Annotated in this window: 18 protein-coding genes and 2 pseudogenes; 18 read left to right on the top strand and 2 right to left on the bottom strand. The window is 71.3% G+C overall.

What is annotated here, in order from left to right; genetic code table 11:
- The first annotated feature begins 545 nt into the window (after positions 1–545).
- From ACWC91_RS08105 to ssuE, 10 genes are read left to right on the top strand one after another with little or no spacing between them, the layout of a single operon-like run.
- The gene (locus ACWC91_RS08105) at positions 546–1,673 is read left to right on the top strand and encodes an LLM class flavin-dependent oxidoreductase (RefSeq protein WP_225080045.1); all 1,128 of its coding nucleotides are present in this window, start codon (positions 546–548) and stop codon (positions 1,671–1,673) included.
- On the top strand, positions 1,670–2,191 hold the full coding sequence (locus ACWC91_RS08110; RefSeq protein WP_376500036.1) for a GNAT family N-acetyltransferase: 522 nt from the start codon (positions 1,670–1,672) through the stop codon (positions 2,189–2,191). Before ACWC91_RS08105 ends, ACWC91_RS08110 begins: the two co-directional genes overlap by 4 nt.
- Positions 2,188–3,147, top strand: coding sequence for an ABC transporter substrate-binding protein (locus tag ACWC91_RS08115; RefSeq protein ID WP_376500038.1), 960 nt, complete (start codon positions 2,188–2,190; stop codon positions 3,145–3,147). Before ACWC91_RS08110 ends, ACWC91_RS08115 begins: the two co-directional genes overlap by 4 nt.
- A 21-nt stretch (positions 3,148–3,168) precedes the next feature.
- Positions 3,169–4,197, top strand: coding sequence for an amino acid ABC transporter permease (locus ACWC91_RS08120; protein ID WP_450642530.1), 1,029 nt, complete (start codon positions 3,169–3,171; stop codon positions 4,195–4,197).
- Complete coding sequence (locus tag ACWC91_RS08125; protein ID WP_281154021.1) at positions 4,194–4,958, top strand: amino acid ABC transporter ATP-binding protein; 765 nt, start codon at positions 4,194–4,196, stop codon at positions 4,956–4,958. Before ACWC91_RS08120 ends, ACWC91_RS08125 begins: the two co-directional genes overlap by 4 nt.
- A gap of 48 nt (positions 4,959–5,006) precedes the next feature.
- Positions 5,007–5,990 carry an ABC transporter substrate-binding protein gene (locus tag ACWC91_RS08130; RefSeq protein ID WP_450642514.1) on the top strand — a complete coding sequence of 328 codons (984 nt, stop codon included), beginning with the start codon at positions 5,007–5,009 and terminating at the stop codon, positions 5,988–5,990.
- A 19-nt stretch (positions 5,991–6,009) separates the two neighbouring features.
- Positions 6,010–7,077, top strand: a complete 1,068-nt coding sequence (locus tag ACWC91_RS08135) for an LLM class flavin-dependent oxidoreductase (protein ID WP_450642512.1) — start codon at positions 6,010–6,012, stop codon at positions 7,075–7,077.
- A complete protein-coding gene (locus ACWC91_RS08140) occupies positions 7,074–8,402 on the top strand; it encodes an NtaA/DmoA family FMN-dependent monooxygenase (RefSeq protein WP_450642511.1) in 1,329 nt (442 codons plus the stop codon). Before ACWC91_RS08135 ends, ACWC91_RS08140 begins: the two co-directional genes overlap by 4 nt.
- On the top strand, positions 8,399–9,499 hold the full coding sequence (locus ACWC91_RS08145; RefSeq protein WP_450642509.1) for an LLM class flavin-dependent oxidoreductase: 1,101 nt from the start codon (positions 8,399–8,401) through the stop codon (positions 9,497–9,499). Before ACWC91_RS08140 ends, ACWC91_RS08145 begins: the two co-directional genes overlap by 4 nt.
- A gap of 13 nt (positions 9,500–9,512) precedes the next feature.
- On the top strand, positions 9,513–10,070 hold the full coding sequence (ssuE, locus tag ACWC91_RS08150; protein WP_450642508.1) for an NADPH-dependent FMN reductase: 558 nt from the start codon (positions 9,513–9,515) through the stop codon (positions 10,068–10,070).
- Positions 10,071–10,144: 74 nt separating this feature from the next.
- On the opposite strand, the pseudogene ACWC91_RS08155 reads toward ssuE, so the two are convergent.
- Positions 10,145–11,364, bottom strand: a pseudogene (locus ACWC91_RS08155) (metallophosphoesterase).
- A 116-nt stretch (positions 11,365–11,480) separates the two neighbouring features.
- Between ACWC91_RS08155 and ACWC91_RS08160 the strand changes: the two are divergent.
- From ACWC91_RS08160 to ACWC91_RS08175, 4 genes and pseudogenes are all read left to right on the top strand, one after another.
- Positions 11,481–11,609 carry a hypothetical protein gene (locus ACWC91_RS08160; protein ID WP_450642506.1) on the top strand — a complete coding sequence of 43 codons (129 nt, stop codon included), beginning with the start codon at positions 11,481–11,483 and terminating at the stop codon, positions 11,607–11,609.
- 111 nt (positions 11,610–11,720) lie between these two features.
- Positions 11,721–12,290, top strand: coding sequence for a transposase (locus ACWC91_RS08165; RefSeq protein WP_450725856.1), 570 nt, complete (start codon positions 11,721–11,723; stop codon positions 12,288–12,290).
- A 112-nt stretch (positions 12,291–12,402) separates the two neighbouring features.
- Entirely contained in the window at positions 12,403–12,657 is a 255-nt protein-coding gene (locus tag ACWC91_RS08170; RefSeq protein WP_450642505.1) for an IS30 family transposase, read from the top strand.
- Positions 12,654–12,944, top strand: a pseudogene (locus ACWC91_RS08175) (DEAD/DEAH box helicase); the annotation flags it as partial. The gene ACWC91_RS08170 and the pseudogene ACWC91_RS08175, both read left to right, overlap by 4 nt.
- Before the next feature lie 44 nt (positions 12,945–12,988).
- Here ACWC91_RS08175 and ACWC91_RS08180 read toward each other — a convergent pair.
- Entirely contained in the window at positions 12,989–14,674 is a 1,686-nt protein-coding gene (locus ACWC91_RS08180; protein ID WP_225080036.1) for a ribonuclease J, read from the bottom strand.
- Positions 14,675–15,026: 352 nt separating this feature from the next.
- Here ACWC91_RS08180 and ACWC91_RS08185 point away from each other — a divergent pair, with 352 nt between their 5' ends.
- From ACWC91_RS08185 to ACWC91_RS08200, 4 genes are all read left to right on the top strand, one after another.
- Complete coding sequence (locus tag ACWC91_RS08185; protein ID WP_225080035.1) at positions 15,027–15,269, top strand: DUF5302 domain-containing protein; 243 nt, start codon at positions 15,027–15,029, stop codon at positions 15,267–15,269.
- Between the two features lie 659 nt (positions 15,270–15,928).
- Complete coding sequence (panD, locus tag ACWC91_RS08190; RefSeq protein ID WP_450644020.1) at positions 15,929–16,348, top strand: aspartate 1-decarboxylase; 420 nt, start codon at positions 15,929–15,931, stop codon at positions 16,346–16,348.
- A gap of 18 nt (positions 16,349–16,366) precedes the next feature.
- Positions 16,367–16,711, top strand: a complete 345-nt coding sequence (locus ACWC91_RS08195) for a GNAT family N-acetyltransferase (protein WP_281154011.1) — start codon at positions 16,367–16,369, stop codon at positions 16,709–16,711.
- Between the two features lie 7 nt (positions 16,712–16,718).
- Positions 16,719–17,378: an aspartate/glutamate racemase family protein gene (locus tag ACWC91_RS08200; protein WP_450644018.1), complete on the top strand. Its 660-nt coding sequence runs from the start codon at positions 16,719–16,721 to the stop codon at positions 17,376–17,378.
- Positions 17,379–18,567: the final 1,189 nt, after the last annotated feature.

Genomic DNA, 18,567 nt, shown 5'->3' on the forward strand with positions numbered 1-18,567 from the left:
TGGGCGACCATCCGGTGGCACGCGTACGCGGGTACGGTGCGGCCGGGCCGGCGTCATCACGCTCGCCGCGTCCCTCAACGCGGCCGAAGAGGCTGCCGCACACGGCGCAGCCCGTCCGCTCGGATCGTACGTATGCATGGTGCCGATCTGTCAACCACGCGTGTCAGCAGGCGGAATCCCGGGCGGAAGGCCCGTCCGGCATTCGGTCCCCGGTTGACGAAACGAACGATGTACTGCTCAATTGGGCCCATGAACGCCCAGCAGCGCTTGGTCTCGCGCGACCACATCGACTTCGGTCGTGTTTGGTCCGCCGCGTGTTGCGCCTGACTCGGCAGCGGGCCGTCCGACCGGCCCTTCCCTCCCTCGGTGACCCCGTCGCGGGCCGAGTTCTCCTTTAACGCGCGCTGCCGCAGCACTGCTTCTTCCGACGCCCAGCGTCATCACGCCTGCACTGACCCGTCGTACTGACGGTTCGTCATTCGTCCTCGCACGAGGCTGTTCAGCCATGCCCGCCTGCGTGCGGAAACACCCGAAAGGCACCTTTCATGCCCGTGGAGTTCCTCGGCATCGCCGCGACCAACGACGGATCCGAAACCACCCCCCGCTCCGGCGCCGCATTCGACAAGGAGTACACGCTTCGGCTCGCCCGGGCGCACGAGGACCACGGCTGGGACCGGGTGCTGTTCGCCTACGGCTCCGGCTCCCCGGATCCCGCGCCGGCCGCCGCGTACGTCGCGAGCCACACGGACCGGCTGCGGATCCTGCTCGCCCACCGGCCCAACGTCTCCTGCCCCACCTTCGCCGCGAAGACCTTCGCCACCCTCGACCAGATCAGCGAGGGACGGCTGACGGTGCACTTCATCACCGGCGGCAACGACCACGAGCAGGCCCGCGAGGGCGACACCCTCACCAAGGACGAGCGCTACGCCCGCACCCGCGAGTACATCCGGATCGTCAAGAAGATCTGGACCACCCATGAGCCCTTCGACCACGAGGGCGAGCACTACCGCTTCCACGATTTCGTCAGTGACGTCTTCCCGGTCCAACAGCCGTGCCCCGCCGTCTCGTTCGGAGGCTCCTCGCCCGCCGCGTACGCCGCCGGAGGCGCCGAGGCCGACATCTACTGCCTGTGGGGCGAGCCGCTGGACAGGACGGCCGAACAGATCGAGGCGGTGAAGGCCGCCGCGAAGGCCGCGGGCCGCGTCGACGTGCCGCGCATCCAGGTCGCCTTCCGCCCGATCATCGCCCCGACCGAGGAACTGGCCTGGGAGAAGGCCCGTCGCACGGTCGGCGTCATCCGGGAGCGGCGCGAGGCCGGGCTCGTCCGGCACCACCGCAGCGGCGCACCGGAGAACACCGGCTCGCAGCGCCTCGTCGCCATCGCCGAGGCGGGGGAGCGCTACGACCGCGCCCTGTGGACCCCGACCGCCGCCGCGACCGGTGGCGCCGGCAACTCCAACGCCCTGGTCGGCACACCGGAGACCGTCGCGCAGGCCCTGCTGGACTACTACGACCTCGGCGTCGACATCCTCTCCGCCCGCGGCTACGACCTGCTCGGCGACGCGATCGACTTCGGCCGGTACGTGATCCCGATCGTCCGTGACGAGGTCGCCAAGCGAGACGCCGAGCGGGCGGCACGCGGTCCCCGGTCCCTGGCGGCGGTGGGCGAGTGAGCTCCCCGGCCCTCCCTGGACTGACGGTGGTTCACGTCCCGGTCTGCGACCCGCGGGTGAGACCCCTGCTGCGGGAGCTCGGCGACGAGTACTCCTCCCGGTACGGCAAGGACGCCCACGCCGAACTCGCCCGGTATCCGGACGAGGAGTTCACCGCCGCGTACGGCGGTGTCCTGCTCCTGCTCCTCGATCGCGGCGAGCCCGTCGCGGGCGGGGCGTTCCGCCGGTACGACGCGGCCACGGCCGAGCTGAAACGGATCTGGACGCACTCCGCCCACCGGCGTCGGGGCCTCGCCCGCCGTGTCGTGGCCGAGCTCGAGCGTGAGGCGGACGCCCGCGGCTATCGGCGCGTCTACCTGACCACCGGACCGCGCCAGCCCGAGGCCCGCGGCCTGTACCTGGCCACCGGCTACACGCCGCTGTTCGACCCGGACGCCGATCCGGAAACCATCGGCCCACTGCCCTTCGAGAAGAACCTCCCCGTCACCGCACCCGTCGGAAAGGCCACCTCCCCGTGAGACTCCCCGGTATCAGCGGCCGCCTGCGCCCGGCCGTGATCGCGGCCCTGCTCCTGTCCCTGCCCGCACTGACCGCCTGCGGGGCCGGTGGCCCCGGCGACACGGCGGTGGCAGGCGCTCAGGGATCCCCCGCGCCGACCGACGACCCGGTCGCCGCCGTACGGCAGGTGGACTCCGTCGCCGCGCTGCTGCCCGCCGACGTACGCGAGGGCGGCACCCTGCGGGTCGGCAGCTCCGTCGGAGCACCGCCGTCGGCGTACTACCCGAACGGTCCGGACAAGGAGCCGCAGGGCCAGGACATCGACATCGCCGATGCCGTGGCGAAGGTCCTCGGCATCCGGCTGGAGCGCCACGACGCCTCCTTCGAGACGATCCTGCCCGCCCTCGACAGCGGCAAGTACGACCTCGGCACCGGCAACTTCGGCGTCACCACCGAGCGCCTGAAGACCATCGACTTCGTCACCTACATCGACGACGGCCAGGGCTTCGCGGTGAAGAAGGGCAACACGGCGTTCGGCAAACGGATCACCGACCTGGCCCAGCTGTGCGGGCACACCGTCGGCATCGGCGCGGGGACCACCTTCGAGGCCACCCTCGACGCGAACAAGGACGTGTGCGCGAAGGCCGGCAAGAGACCGTACGACGTGAAGGCCTACTCGGAGAACGGGGCCACCCTCACCGCGCTCCAGCAGGGCCGGATCGACGTCGTGATGTCCACCATCAACGGCCTGCGCTACCAGGCCGCGCAGCCCGCCGCCGGCACCGCCTTCCTCGGCGAGTACCACCGCCTCGACGTCGGCTTCGCCTTCAAGAAGGGCTCCCCGCTCACCAAGGCGTTCCAGGCCGCCGTCAACGAGCTGATCGAGAACGGCACATACGCCCGGATCCTCAGGAAGTGGAACACCACCCCCTCGGCGATCGACGCGTCGAGGATCAACCCGCCCGAGCACACTTGAGAGTTGAGCAGGGACCTCGTGATGGGAACCACCACCACCGACTCCGCGCCGCCCGCCACGACCGCCCCGGTCACCGGCCGCCTGAAAGCCCCGCCCGCCCCGGACGACCCGGCCTCGCTCAAGGTCGTACCCGCCCGTCACTACGCCCGGTGGGCCGCGGCCGTAGCCGTGCTCGTGCCGGCCGTCCAGTTCGCGCACGGACTGGCCACCAACCCCGTGTGGGAGTGGGGTGTCTTCCGCGACTACGTCCTGTCCGAGACGATCGTCCAGGCCGTGTGGGTGACCCTCCAGCTCACCGCCTACGCCACCGTGCTCGGCTTCCTCCTCGGCACCGTGCTGGCCTTCATGCGGCTGTCGCGCAGCCCGGTGCTGCAGACCGTCGCCTGGACCTACATCTGGATCTTCCGGTCCATCCCAATGATCGTCCAGCTGGTGTTCTGGTTCAACCTCAGCGCACTGTACAAGGAGTTGGGGGTCGGCATCCCCTTCGGGCCGGTGTTCTGGTCCGTCGACAGCAACAGCCTCATCGGCACCATCGGCGCCGCCGTCATCGGCCTGACACTCCACCAGGCCGCCTATGCCGCCGAGATCGTGCGGGGCGGTGTCGTCTCGGTCGACCACGGGCAGCTGGAAGCCGCCGCGGCACTGGGCATCCCCCGGCTGCGGCAGATCCGCCGGATCGTCCTGCCGCAGGCCATGCGCGCCATCCTGCCCACCGCCGGCAACGAGATCATCGGCCTGCTCAAGGGCACCTCGGTGGTCTACGTGATGTCCATCGGCGAGCTGTTCTACCAAGTGCAGGTCATCTACGGCCGCAACGGACGGGTGATCCCGCTGCTGCTGGTCGCCACCGCCTGGTACGTCGTACTGACCTCCCTGCTGTCGGTCGCCCAGTACTACGTGGAGCGCCGCTACGCCCGGGGCGCCGACCGCACCCCGCCGCCCACCCCGCTCCAGCGCGCCCGGGGCCTCGTCCGCGACCTGCGCGCGGCGGCGGCCCGGCGCGACCAGCCCGTCGTACCCCTCAAGCCCCTGGGAGAGAGCCGATGAGTCAGGTGATGGTGGACGTCCACGGCGTCCACAAGAGCTTCGGCCCGCTGGAAGTGCTGCGCGGCGTCGACCTGAAGGTCCGCGCCGGCGAGGTCACCGTGATTCTCGGCCCGTCCGGCTCCGGGAAGTCCACACTGCTGCGCACCGTCAACCAGCTGGAGAAGGTGAACCGCGGCTGGATCAGCGTCGACGGCGAGCTGATCGGCTACCGCCGCTCCGGCGACAAGCTGCGCGAGCTGAAGGAGAAGGACGTACTCAAGCAGCGCACCCACGTCGGATTCGTCTTCCAGAACTTCAACCTCTTCCCGCATCTGACCGTGCTGGACAACCTCGTCGAAGCCCCCCTCTCCGCCCTGCGCCGTCCGCGCAAGGAGGCGGAGCAGACGGCCCGTCGGCTGCTGGAGCGGGTCGGCCTCGCCGACAAGGCCGGCGCCTACCCGCGGCAGCTCTCCGGCGGCCAGCAGCAGCGCGTGGCCATCGCCCGTGCCCTCGCACTCGAACCCAAGGTGCTGCTCTTCGACGAGCCCACCTCCGCGCTCGACCCGGAACTGGTCGGTGAGGTCCTCGACGTCATCAAGGACCTGGCCCGTACCGGAACCACCATGATCGTCGTGACCCACGAGATCGGCTTCGCCCGCGAGGTCGCCGACACCGTGGTGTTCATGGACGGCGGAGCCGTCGTGGAACAGGGGCCGCCCACGGCCGTCCTGGACGACCCGCGGCACGAGCGCACCCGCGCCTTCCTCTCCAAAGTCCTCTGACCATCCCCGCGCCCCTTCGGCACCGCTTCCCATGCAAGGAGAACCACCGTGTCCACCACCCTCGCCCGCCGAACCGCCTCAGCCGCGCTCTCACTCGCCTCGGCCCTCCTCCTGGCCGCCTGCGCCAACCCCTCGGACGGCGGCACGACGGAGGTCGCGGACGCGAAGGGCGGTACGACGAAGATCAACCTCGGCCCGGACCAGAACCGCGTCACCACGGACAAGGTCGGCTCCATCGCCGCCGAGGTCCCGGAGACGATCCGGAGGAGAGGCACCCTGGAGATCGTCGACTCGTCCGGCTCCGCCGCGCCGCTGACCTTCCACGCGACCGACAACAAGACCGTCATCGGCGTCGAGCCCGACATCGCCAGCCTGGTCGCCGACGTCCTCGGCCTGAAGCCGCACTTCAACACCGTCTCCTGGGAGAACATCTTCGTCGGCCTGGACAGCGGCAAGTACGACGTCGGCTTCAGCAACATCACCGTCACCGAGGAGCGCAAGGAGAAGTACGACTTCGCTCCCTACCGTGAGGACAACCTGGGCTTCGAGGCCAAGAAGGGCAGCGGCCTGACGGTCACCGGGCCCGAGGACGTGGCAGGCAAGTCCGTCGCCGTGGGCAGCGGCACCAACCAGGAGAAGCTGCTCATCGAGTGGAGCAAGGAGAACGAGACGGCCGGCCGCGAACCGGTGGACATCAAGTACTACCAGAACGACAGCGACACCTACCTCGCCCTCCAGTCCGGCCGCATCGACCTCTACCTCGGCCCCAACCCGACCGCCGCCTACCACGCGGCCACCACCGGCAAGACCGAGGTCGTCGGTACCTACTCCGGCGCCGGAGCCACCCTCCAGGGCCTCATCGCGGCCACCACGAAGAAGGACAGCGGCCTGGTCAAGCCGCTCGCCGACGCGCTCAACCACGTCATCCGGAACGGCACGTACGCGAAGGTGCTCGAACGCTGGGGCCTGTCCGACGAGGCCGTGGCCAAGTCGGAGATCAACCCGCCCGGCCTGCCCAAGACGAACAAGTAGGCGTGGAGGACACGACATCATGCCCCGCGAACTCCATCTCTCCGTGGCGCTCGACGCCGACGGCCCCCACCCCGCCACCCACTGGGCGGATCTCGTCGGCCTCGCCGAGCAGGGCGCCTTGGACTTCGTCACCCTCGGCGACTCCCTCGCCCCACCGGCGGACGACAGCCGCGGCCGGCTCGACGCCGTTGCCGTCCTCGCCCGGGTCGCGCCGCTCACCAGCAGGATCGGTCTGGTCCCGACCGTGACCACCACCCACACCGAGCCCTTCCACACCTCCACCGCCCTGGCCACCCTGGACTTCGTCAGCGAGGGCCGGGCCGGCTGGCTGGTGGACGTCTCCACCACCGAGTCCGAGGCGCTCGCCGTGGGGCGCCGCCCCACCGCACCCGCTGACGAACTGTGGGCCGAGGCGGCCGAGGCCGCCGAGGTCGCCGCCCGGCTGTGGGACAGCTGGGAGGACGACGCGGAGATACGGGACGCCGCGACCGGCCGTTTCATCGACCGGGACCGGCTGCACTACATCGACTTCGAGGGCCCGCACTTCTCCGTCCGCGGGCCGTCCATCGTCCCCCGCCCGCCCCAAGGACGCCCGCCGGTCGCCGTCGTCCTCGACCGGCACGTCGCCGACGCGCGGTGGGAACTGGCCGCGCGCCACGCCGACATCGTCCTGCTGGACGCCGAGCGGCCGGCCACGGCCCGGCGCGCCCGCACGGCGCTGCTGAGCCGCGCGGCCGGGACCGGCCGCGACCCCGGTGAGCTGCGGGTGCTCGTACGCGTCGCGGTCGCCCTGCACAAGGGCGCCCCACAGCCCCTGCCACCGACCGGCACCCCGCGCTTCACCGGCACCGCCCCGCACCTCGCCACCCTGCTCGCCGACTGGCACGAGGCCGCCGGCACCGACGGCTTCCACCTCCTGACGGCCTTCGCCCCCGCCGACCTGCCCGCCATCGCCGAAGGCCTGGTGCCGACGCTGCGCCGGCACAACCTGTTCCGCACCGCCTACACAGGCCGCACCCTGCGCGACCACCTCGGCCTGCCGCGCCCGGCAAGCCGCTACGCCCGCCGGACGGAGACGGTCCGATGACCCGCACCCCGGCAGCAGGGCCCCACAAGCGGATCCACCTCGCCGCGCACTTCCCCGGCGTCAACAACACCACCGTATGGACGGACCCCGCCTCCGGCAGCCAGATCGACTTCTCCTCCTTCCGCCACCTCGCCCGCACCGCCGAACGCGGCAGGTTCGACTTCCTCTTCCTGGCGGAGGGCCTGCGGCTGCGCGAACGCAAGGGCCTCATCCACGACCTGGACGTCGCCGGCCGCCCCGAATCCCTCACCGTGCTGAACGCGCTCGCCGCGGTCACCGAACACCTGGGCCTGGCCGCCACCGTCAACACCACCTTCAACGAGCCCTACGAACTCGCCCGCCGCTTCGCCTCGCTGGACCACCTCTCCGGCGGGCGCGCCGCGTGGAACGTGGTCACCACCTCCGACGCCTTCACCGGCGCCAACTTCCGCCGCGGCGGCTACCTGGACCGCGCCGACCGCTACCGCCGCGCGGCCGCGTTCGTCGAGGCCGCCCGCGCGCTGTGGGATGCCTGGCCGCCCGGCGGCACACCGCGGACCGTACGCCCGACGGGCCCGCACTTCGACATCACGGCCCGCCCCACCCTGCCGCACTCGCCCCAGCTCCACCCCGTCCTCATCCAGGCCGGGGACTCCGACGAGGGACGCGAGTTCGCCGCGCGGACCGCCGACGTCGTCTTCAGCCGGCACGGCACCCTGGAGGCGGGCCGCGCCTTCCACGCCGACGTCAAGCGACGCCTGGCGCGGTACGGCCGTACGCCCGACGACCTGGTGATCATGCCCGCCGCCACCGTCGTCCTCGGCGACACCGAGGCGGAGGCACAGGAACGCGCCGCGCACATCCGCCGGAAGCAGGTCAGCCCGCAGACCGCCCTCGCCGTTCTGGAGAACGTCTGGGGCCGTGACCTGTCGGCGTACGACCCGGACGGCCCACTGCCCGACATCGACCCGGTGCCGGACAGCGATCTCGTCCAGGGCTGGGCGCACGCGGGGGACCGGTTCGGCATCGCGGCGCGCTGGCGGGCACTGGCGCGGGAGAAGCACTTGACCATCCGCGAGCTCGCCATCGAGCAGACCGCCCGGCAGTCCTTCATCGGCACCCCCGCCTCCGTCGCCGCCCTGATCGACGAGCACGTGCAGACCGACGCCGCCGACGGCTTCATCCTCGTACCGCACCTCACCCCCGGCGGACTGGACGAGTTCGTCGACCGGGTCGTCCCGCTGCTCCAGGAGCGCGGCGTCTTCCGCACCGAGTACGAGGGACCCACCCTGCGCCACCACCTCGGCCTGCGACGCCCCGAGCCGCGCCCGGGAGGTTCCGCATGAGATTCCAGGTCCTGACCATCGGCGGCCATGCCCCGCACCCGCTGACCGGCGAACAGGCCGCTGCCGCCGACCGGTTGGACGAGATCGTCGAGACGGGAGCGGTCGCGGAGGAGCTGGGCTTCGACGCGTACGCCGTCGGCGAGCGGCACGCGGGGCCCTTCCTTTCCTCCAGCCCCACGGTCCTGCTCGGTGCCCTGGCCGCCCGGACCTCCCGCATCCGGCTGCTCACCGGCGTCACGGTCCTGGCCGTCCTCGACCCGGTGCGGGTCGCCGAGGACTACGCCACCCTGCACCAGCTCTCGCGCGGCCGGCTGGAACTGGTCATCGGCAAGGGCGCGGAAGCGGGCCACTTCGGCCTCTTCGGCCTCGACGAGGGCCTGCAATGGGAGTACCAGGCCGAGAAGTACGAACTCCTGCGCAGACTGTGGCGCGAGGAGAAAGTCACCTGGCAGGGCAGGTTCCGCCCGCCGCTGACGGACACCACCACCGTTCCCCGCCCGTACGGCGGCCGTCCACCACGCGTCTGGCACGGCTCGGCCACCAGCCTCAACTCCCCGGAACTGGCTGCCCGCCACGGAGATCCGCTGTTCAGCGCCAACGCCATCCAGCCGCGCGAGGCGTACGCCCGGCTCATCGGGCACTACCGCGAACGATTCGAGGCGTACGGCCACGACCCGCGCACCGCGTACGTGGGAGCAGGCTCGGGAGGACTGTTCATCGCGGACACCACCCAGCAGGCCGTGACCCGCTTCAAGGACTACTACGAGGCCCGCGTCCGGCAGACCCACAAGCCCCACCTGGAGGGCCGGCCCGGCTACAACACCCCGTTTCACACCATCGAGGACGCCGTCGCGGACGGCCCCCACCTCATCGGCAGTCCACAGCAGATCACCGACAAGATCCTGGGCTTCCACGCGGCATACCGCCACGACCTCCAGTCCATCACCGTCGACACCTCGGGACTGTCGCTGCCCGAGCAGATCGACCAACTACGGCGCTTCGCCGAGGAGATCGCACCGGTGGTGCGGCGCGAGGCCCCCACCACGCTGTGGCAGACGCCCGAACCCCTCTCGCCGGCCGAACCCACCCGCCACTGAAAGGTCCCCGCCCATGGCCACCGTCCTGTCCGTCTCCGGCAGTCCCTCCGCCACCTCCCGCACCGCGAAACTGCTGCGCCACCTGGACCACCGCCTCGCCGCCCAGGGCCACGACGTGATCCCACTGGACGTCCGCACCCTGCCCGCCGACGCGCTGCTCGGCGCCGACTTCCGGCACCCGGCGATCGCCGACGCCGCCGCCCTGTTCGAGCGCGCGGACGGAGTGGTGATCGGCACCCCGATCTACAAGGCCGCCTACTCCGGCCTGCTCAAGTCCCTCCTCGACCTGCTTCCGCAGTACGCCCTGACCGGCAAGACCGTGCTGCCGCTGGCCACCGGTGGCAGCACGGCCCATGTCCTGGCCATCGACTACGCGCTGCGCCCCGTGCTGAACGCCATGGGCGCCGCGCACATCGTCCCGGGCTGGTTCACCCTCGACAGGGACATCAACGTCGGTGACGACGGCACCCTGACAGTCGCGCCGGGCTCGGCCGAGGCCCTGGCCCAGGTCACCGACCAGTTCTCCGTCGCGCTGGGCGGCCGAACCACGGTGCTGGCGGCCACGGCATGACCCTCGCCTTCCACTGGTTCCTGCCCACCAACGGCGACCCGCCCTTGCCCTCGCTTGGGTTGGCCCGCTCAGTGCTACGGCGAGGTGGGCAGGTGCGGGGAGCGGAGCACGAGCAGGGTGATCTCGCTGGGGGCGAAGACGCGGAACGGCGGACCCCAGAAGCCGGTGCCGCGGCTGGTGTAGAGGAGGGTGCGGGTGCCGTGGTGGCTGAGACCGGCGAGGGCGGGCTGGTCGATGCCGACCAGGTGGTGGAAGGGCCAGATCTGGCCGCCGTGGGTGTGGCCGGAGAGTTGGAGGTCGATGCCGGCTGCTGCCGCCCGGTCGACGAACTTGGGCTGGTGTGCCAGGAGCAGGACGGGCAGGTCGGGGTCGGCGCCGTTCAAGGCTCCGGCGAGATGGGCGCGGTGGCCTGCCAGGCCGGAGGACTCGGCGGTGACGTCGTCCACGCCGGCGACCACGAGGGCGTCGCCTCCGCGTTCGAGCAGCAGATGGCGGTTGCGCAGCGGTTCCCAGCCCAGCTCGTCCATCAGATCGACCCAGCCCTGGGCCTCGCTGTAGTACTCGTGGTTGCCGGTGACGTATACACGGGCCCGGGTGGCCCGCACCGTACCGAGTGGGGTGGCCTGGGCGCGGCGGCGTTCGGCCGTGCCGTCCGCGATGTCCCCGGTGTGGCAGACCAGGTCGGCTTCCAGGGTGTTCACGGTCTCGCACACCCGTGCCGACCAGCGGCGCGATCGAACGGGCCGTAGTGGGTGTCGGTGATGAGCACGACGCGGATGCCGTCCAACCCGGCACCCAGTCGCGGGAGTTGCACGTCGAGTCGGCGCACCCGTGGGACGCGGCGGGCCTCGGCGTACCCCCAGGCGAGCAGCACGGCGGCCACGCCGAGGACGGCCCATGTGACGATGCGGGCCCGGTCCTGGCTCTCGCCGACGCCGGCCACGGCTAGGGCGAGCCGCAATGGGACGCCGAGAAGAACGGACCAGGTGAACAGAACCCAGCTGGTGCCCAGCAGGGTGTCACCGATGATCGCCGCCCGGTCCTGCTGGCGCCGGCCGTGGCCGCGCACCATCGCGAGCGGCATACCGATGAGGCCCAGGGCGAACAGGGCGGTGCCGACCAGCGTGACGGGCAGCGGCCAGTGCTGGCCGCTGTGCAGGAGCACCCAGCAGGGCACGGCCCACAGCAGGACGGGGGCGATCAGGGGGATGTAGCGCATCAGACGGTGCAGTCGGCTCTGCCGCGGCGCTTGCGCCTCGCTGTCGACGGGTCGGGTGTTGCTGGTGTCGGTCACGCTTCCCCTCCCTGACCAGGCTGCCGTCTCGCGCACTGTATCCGGTCATTGACTCGTCACGTGCTCTTGGGTTCTAACGCTTGTCGCAACATTCCTTGATCATTAGGGGTGTGTTGATGGCGAGGCGGGGACGTAGGCGCAGGCTGGAACTCGAGGCCGCGTACTGGCGTCTGCTGGCGGCCGGGGTGGGCACCGTGGAGGCGTGCAAGCAGCTCGGGATCGGGCGGAAGACCGGGTACCGGTAGCGGGCGGAGAACGGAGGTCTGCAGCCGGATTATCTTCCGGAGAGGTCCCGGTCCGGCCGGTACCTATCCCTGCCGGAACGCCGGCGGATTGCCTCGCTGTGCGAGCGTGGCCTGACGATCCGGGAGATAGCTGCCCGGCTCGGCCGGGCGCCGTCGACGGTCAGCCGTGAGCTGCGGCGCGACAGCCGTCCACACGGCAACGGCGCCTATGACGCCGACTTGGCCCACCACCGCTGCCGGGAACGAGCCGGGCGTCCGCGTCGCGCGAAGCCGGCAGTAGATCCCGAGCTGAGAGCCGAGGTGCAGGCCAAGCTCGATCAGGAGTGGAGCCCGGAACAGATCGCCGCCCATCTGCGGTGCCGCCGGCCCGACCATCCCGAGCGCGAGCGGCATCTGTGCCACGAAAGCATCTACCGAGCCCTCTACCAGGGCGCCAAGAGCGGCCTGAGCAGAACCCTGACCAGGAAACTCCGCACCGGACGTCCACTGCGCAAGCAGCGTCGCCGCCCCGACCAGCGCATGCCCAGATTCGTCGCGCCAGCCGTCCTGATCGACCACCGGCCCCCATCGTCGAACTGCGTGAGCGTCTCGGGGACGGGGAAGGCGACCTGGTCGTCGGCGTCCGCAGCCAGTCCGCCGTCGCCACCCTCGTCGACCGCCGCACCCGCTGTCTCCGCCTGATCGCCCTGCCCGACGGACACTCGGCCGGCCACCTGCGCGACGCTCTCATCGCCAACCTCGCCAACTCCCCGAGCAAGCCCGCCGAAGCCTCACCTGGGACCAAGGCTCAGAGATGGCCCGCCACCACGAGCTCGCCCCATACTTCACCGACGGCATCCTCTTCGCCCGCCCGGTCAGCCCCTGGCAGCGCGGCACCAACGAGAACACGAACGGCCTCGTCCGCCAGTACCTGCCCAAGCGCACGAACCTGTCGCTCCACTCCGCCGAGAACCTCCGCGCGATTGAAGACCGGCTGAACAACCGCCCCCGCAAGACGCTGGGTTGGCAGACCCCAGCCCAAGCCTTCATCAACGCCCTGGCACCATGAGCCTGCAACGTTGCGACGATCATGCGAATTCACCGCAGGGCGAGTTCGCGCTGCCCAGGACGATCACACCCACGCTGCCCGCCGCCGAGGCGTTCGCCGATCTCGGCATGCCCGAGCAGTTCCTGGCCGCACTCGGCAAGCAGGGTGTGACCGCACCGTTCCCAATCCAGGGAGCGACGCTGCCGAACTCCCTGGCGGGCCGTGACGTACTGGGCCGCGGACGTACCGGTTCCGGCAAGACCCTCGCCTTTGGCCTCGCCTTGCTCCGCGCCCGACCCCGATGCCCTCGGGGCCGCGACCGGAACCGGGGACCGTGCTGCCGGGCCATGGCTCAGGCGTCGATGATGACGGGGATGATGAGGGGCTTGCGGCGGTGGGTGCGGAACGCCCAGTTCGCCACGGCGCGGGCGAGGAGCTGTTCGAGTTGGCGTGCGTCCCCGACTCCCTCCTCGGCTGCGGTGGCCAGGGTCTTCTCGATGACGGGGACGACCGGCTCGAAGGTGGTGTCGTCGTGCACGAAGCCGCGGGCCAGGAAGTCGGGGGCCTCGGCGAGGGCGCCGGTGTCCGCGTCGACGATCGCCACCACCGTGACCACGCCTTCGGCGGCGAGGGTGAGGCGGTCCTTGAGGGACGCCTCGGTGGCGCCGCCGACTTCCATGCCGTCCACGTAGACGTTGCCGGCGGGGACCTTGCCGGTGATGGACGCGCGCCCGTCGACGAGGTCGACGACGACGCCGTCCTCGGCGATGACGACCCGGTCGGGGTCGACACCGGTACGGATGGCGAGGTCACCGTTGGCCCGCAGGTGGCGCCATTCACCGTGCACGGGCATGACGTTGCGGGGTTTGACGATGTTGTAGCAGTAAACGAGTTCGCCGGCGCTGGCGTGTCCGGAGACGTGCACCTTGGCGTTGCCCTTGTGGACCACGTGGGCGCCCCACCGGGTGAGTCCGTTGATCACCCGGTAGATGGCGTTCTCGTTGCCGGGGATGAGGGAGCTGGCCAGCAGGACGGTGTCGTCCTTGCCGATGCGGATCATGTGGTCGCGGTTGGCCATCCGTGACAGCGCGGCCATCGGTTCGCCCTGGGAGCCGGTGCACACCAGAGTGATCTTGTGGTCCGGGAGCTTCTCCAGCTCCTTGGTGCTCACGACCAGGCCGGACGGGACCTTCAGATAGCCCAGGTCACGGGCGATGCCCATGTTGCGGACCATCGACCGGCCGACGAAGGCGACCTTGCGGCCGTGCTGGTGGGCGGCGTCCAGGACCTGCTGGATGCGGTGCACGTGGCTGGCGAAGCTGGAGACGATGACGCGGCGCGGCGCGGTGCGCATCACCTGCTCGATCGCCGGGTTCAGGTCACGCTCGGAGGTGGTGAAGCCGGGTACTTCGGCGTTGGTGGAGTCGGTGAGGAACAGGTCCACGCCCTCCTCGCCGAGGCGGGCGAAGGCGCGCAGATCGGTGATGCGGTCGTCGAGAGGGAACTGGTCCATCTTGAAGTCGCCGGTGTGCAGCACCATCCCGGCCTGAGTGCGGATAGCGACCGCGAGGCTGTCGGGGATGGAGTGGTTGACCGCCACGAACTCGCAGTCGAAGGGCCCGAGGCCGCGCCGGTCGCCCTCCCGCACCCGCACCGTGCGCGGCCGGATGCCGTGTTCCTTGAGCTTGGCCTCCAGGAAGGCCAGCGTCAGCTTGGAGCCGACGACGGGAATGTCGGACCGCTCGCGCAGCAGGTACGGCACGCCGCCGATGTGGTCCTCGTGGCCATGGGTGAGTACCACGGCCACGATGTCGTCCAGCCGGTCCCGGATCGAGGTGAAGTCCGGCAGGATCACGTCCACGCCGGGCTGGGTCTCCTCGGGGAACAGCACGCCGCAGTCGACGATGAGCAGCTTGCCGAAGTGCTCGAAGACGGTCATGTTACGGCCGATCTCACCCAGGCCGCCCAGGGCGATGACCCGCAGCCCTCCTTCAGACAGGGGAGGGGCGGCTTTCAGTTCGGGGTGCGGATGGCTCATACCTTGACGTTACCCGGAGAGTGGGGCGGGGTGATCCGTTGCCTGTGATCTCTCCTTCCGACGGGGCGGGGCACCCGCAGCGGCTGCCCCGGGACGATCGGATCACGTCGGTGGCCGGTCCAGGGAGTGGCGAAGGCGGCATCATCTGTTGCCCTGGCAGTGAATGTCCTGGCCACGGGCTCGAACCCTCGGCCCGGCCCGAAGCCCGTCCGGTGCCCCCACCTGCGAAGCGAACGCCCTCGACCACGAAAGAGATACCCGCCGCAACGGAGCAGGATGATGTTGCCGGCGCCCCGCACTGCGCCCGGCATGACAAGCTGTGCTTGCCCACCCCCGAACCCAGGAGGTCACCATGACCGCAGAGTCCGTATCTACGGAAGGTTCGGAGCCGGCTACCCCGGAGACGTCCTCTCTGACGCCGGACAGCGACGGCAACTACGACCTCAAGCGCAAGTTCCGCGAAGCCCTGGCGCGCAAGCGCGGTGCGCAGGCGGACGCCGCCGATGCTGCCGCCAACCCCAATGCGTCGAAAGTGCGTGCGGCGCACGGCCCGGCTGCGAGCCAGCGGTCGTTCAGGCGCAAGAGCGGCGGCTGAGTCGATCAGTTCCGGGATCCGGCTGCTTCACCAGCACTCTGAGCGCTGCCCACACGCGCCCCGTGCAGTGGCCCGCAACGTGCGCATACCCCTGCGCACGTTGCGGGCGAGGCGTAGCCGGCGCTCGTGTAGCGGGCGCCGATGCGTGGCCACTGCGTCTCACCGGGATGTCCGGGACTCCGGTGCGGGCGAACGCCGTCCAGCGGCGCTTCATGTCGTTGCTGAGCGTGGTCTGTTCCGCGGTGAGCGGGGCGTCCAGGAGCCGGAATGCGGCCGCGAGAAGGTGGTCATCGCCTCCCGAACCCATGTGAAGGTGGCGCCGACTGTCGCTGACGATGATCTCGGGCTTGTCATGGCGGGGCTCGGTTTGCGCAATGGTGAGGCCCGGGCGGGGGACGTCAACAACGGCGTGGCGGACGACGTCTACCCCCGTGCCCGATCAGATCTGCTTCACATGGACCAGCCCGGAAAGCGCGCAGAAGGCCCCTGACACGCGAGCTCGTGCGACTGGCGAGGCGTCAGAAGGGTCAGCAATAGGTCAGTGTGAGTCCTCAAATACCTGGCGATAGCTGACCACACATGCGAAACGTTGTAGCCTCCGAACATCGCCCTTGACCTGCAAAAAGCAGGCAGGGAGCAGATAAATCGGGAGTTTCTTCATGTTTCGTACAGTATTCAAGTCCAAGATCCACCGCGCCACCGTCACTCAGGCCGACCTGCACTACGTGGGATCCGTGACCATCGACGCGGACCTGCTCGACGCCGCCGATCTGCTGCCCGGTGAGCTCGTCCACATCGTCGACGTCACCAACGGCGCCCGGCTGGAGACGTACGTCATCGAGGGGGAGCGCGGGTCCGGGGTCGTCGGGATCAACGGTGCCGCCGCGCATCTCGTGCACCCCGGAGACCTGGTGATCATCATCAGCTACGCCCAGGTCACCGACGCCGAGGCGCGGGTCTTGCAGCCTCGGGTCGTCCACGTCGACGCGGACAACCGTATGGTGGCGCTCGGCGCCGACGCCTCCGAGCCGGTGCCGGGTTCCGACCAGGAGCGCAGCCCGCAGGCCGTAGCGAGCTGACCGACCAGGAGCGTGACCGTGAGCGACATCGAGATCCGCGACGACCGGACGGCGGGACGCCTCGAGGCGGTGGAGGGCGGTGCGGTCGTCGGCCGCATCGAGTACTTCGTCCTCGAACGGCCCGGGCGCGCGCTGGTCCCCGTGCACACGATCGTGGAGCCGGCTCACGAGGGCCGTGGCATCGCCGGCTCGCTGGCGCGCGAGCTGTACGCCATCGCCGGGCGCGAGGGTGCCGCCGTGGCCCCACTCTGTCCGTACGTCGTCAAGTGGGCCGAACGTCACCGTGACGAGGCACCGGCGGCCGCCCCCGAGCTGCTGGGTGCCGCGCGGGAGTGGCTCGCGGCGCATCCGGAACGGTTCTGAGCGGTCGATGCTCGCCCTGCTGCACACCTCGCCGGTGCACGTCCCGGTCTTCGACGCGCTCCGCGACGAGACCCACCCCGGCCTCCGGCTACGGCACTTCGTCGACGAGCGACTGCTGCGCCGGGCCCGCCGGGAAGGTCCGGCGGCGGTGACGGACGCGGTGGCGGCGGTGCTGGGCCGGGCGGTCGCCGAGGGCGCCCGGGCGGTCCTGTGCACCTGCTCCACCCTCGGGGGCGTCGCGGAGGAGGCGGGGGCGTCGGGGCTCACCGTGCCGGTGCTGCGGGTGGACCGCCCCATGGCGGCCGCCGCGGTCGCCGCCGGGCCACGGGTGGTCCTCCTCGCGGCGCTGGCGAGCACCCTCGTGCCGACCACCGCGCTCATCGAGGAGGAGGCCCGCCGCGCCGGGCGCACCGTCACCGTCCGCCCCGTGCTCGTCGACGCCGCCTGGTCCCGCTTCGAGGCCGGCGACAACGAGGGATACGCGCGCGAAGTGGCCGCTGTGGCCGACGGGATCACCCACGCCGACGCGATCGTCCTCGCCCAGGCCTCCATGGCTCCCGCCCAGGACCTCACGACGACCTCGATTCCCGTCCTCTCCAGCCCCGCCCAGGGTCTCGCGGCGGCAGCGGCAGCGGCGGCAGGTGCGGCACGAAACAGGCCCGCTTGACCTCCAAGGCTCACGGCCCCCGGCTCACGGCCACGGCTCACGGCCACGGCTCACGGCCATGGCCCACGGCACGCGCCGCGATCGTCGGGAGTTGCCCAGGCAGGCCATACGTGCCGGCCGGGCCAGACGGCCGTCCCGCCGCGCCCATGGAGCGATGGCACCGGCTCTCGTCCGGGGCGGACGCGCCCTTCCCGATCCCCGTGAGGCGGGGGCCACCCGGGTCCTCCCCCCGGCGCCGTCGGGTGACTGGTGGCGCGGCGGTCGGGTAGGTGGGGGAGTAGTCCAGAGCCGATGTCGACCGACTGGCCGGAGGACGCCATGACCGACCCGTACCCGGACCCCACCTCGCCCTCACCCATGCCGGGTCCGGACCCCCAGCATCCGCAGCCGCAACCGCACCCCGTGCCCACACCGGAACCGCCCCCGGCGCCGGAACCCCCTCCGGCACCAGGGCCGCCGCCGAGCCCACCGCCAGGTCCGCCACCCGGTCCGGGCCCGACCCCGCCCCCCGCGCCTCCGCCGCCAGGACCCGGCCCGATCCCGCCCACGCCCCCGGGCCCGATCCCCAGCCCTCCGCCCGGTCCTCCGCCTCCGGAGCCCCCGCCGTCCCCGATCCCGCCGGGCCCGGAGCCGTTCCCGAACCCGGAGCCGGGACCACCCCTGACGCGACACACGACCTGACCCGGGACCTGACCCGGCTGCGGTACGGGCCCCCTGACCCGACACCCGACCTGACCCCGGGACCTGACCCGGCTGCGGTACGGGCCCCCTGACCCGACACCCGACCTGACCCCGGGACCCGGCCTGGTTGCGGGACCTGCCCGCAGGATCCGGGCTGCCCGCAGGATCCGGGCTGCCCCCAGGATCCGGGCTGCCCCGAGGATCCGGGCTGCCCGCAGGATCCGGGCTGCCCCCAGGATCCGGGCTGCCCCGAGGATCCGGGCTGCCCGCAGGACCCGGGCTGCCCCCAGGACCCGGGCTGCCCCCTGGGTCCCGGCCTGCCCGCAGGCCCCGGCCTGACCCCTGGGCTCCTACCTGACCCCGGAGCGCGACTTGACTGTGGGACCTGACCGACTCCGGGACCCGACCTGCCCACCCACCCGGGACCGACCCGCCCCCGGCACCACGCAGGCGTACCGCGGGCACTCCTCGCCCCCGCCCGCGAACGAAGGAAGACGGTGGGCGGCTC

It is taken from the genome of Streptomyces sp. NPDC001204, from assembly GCF_053598035.1.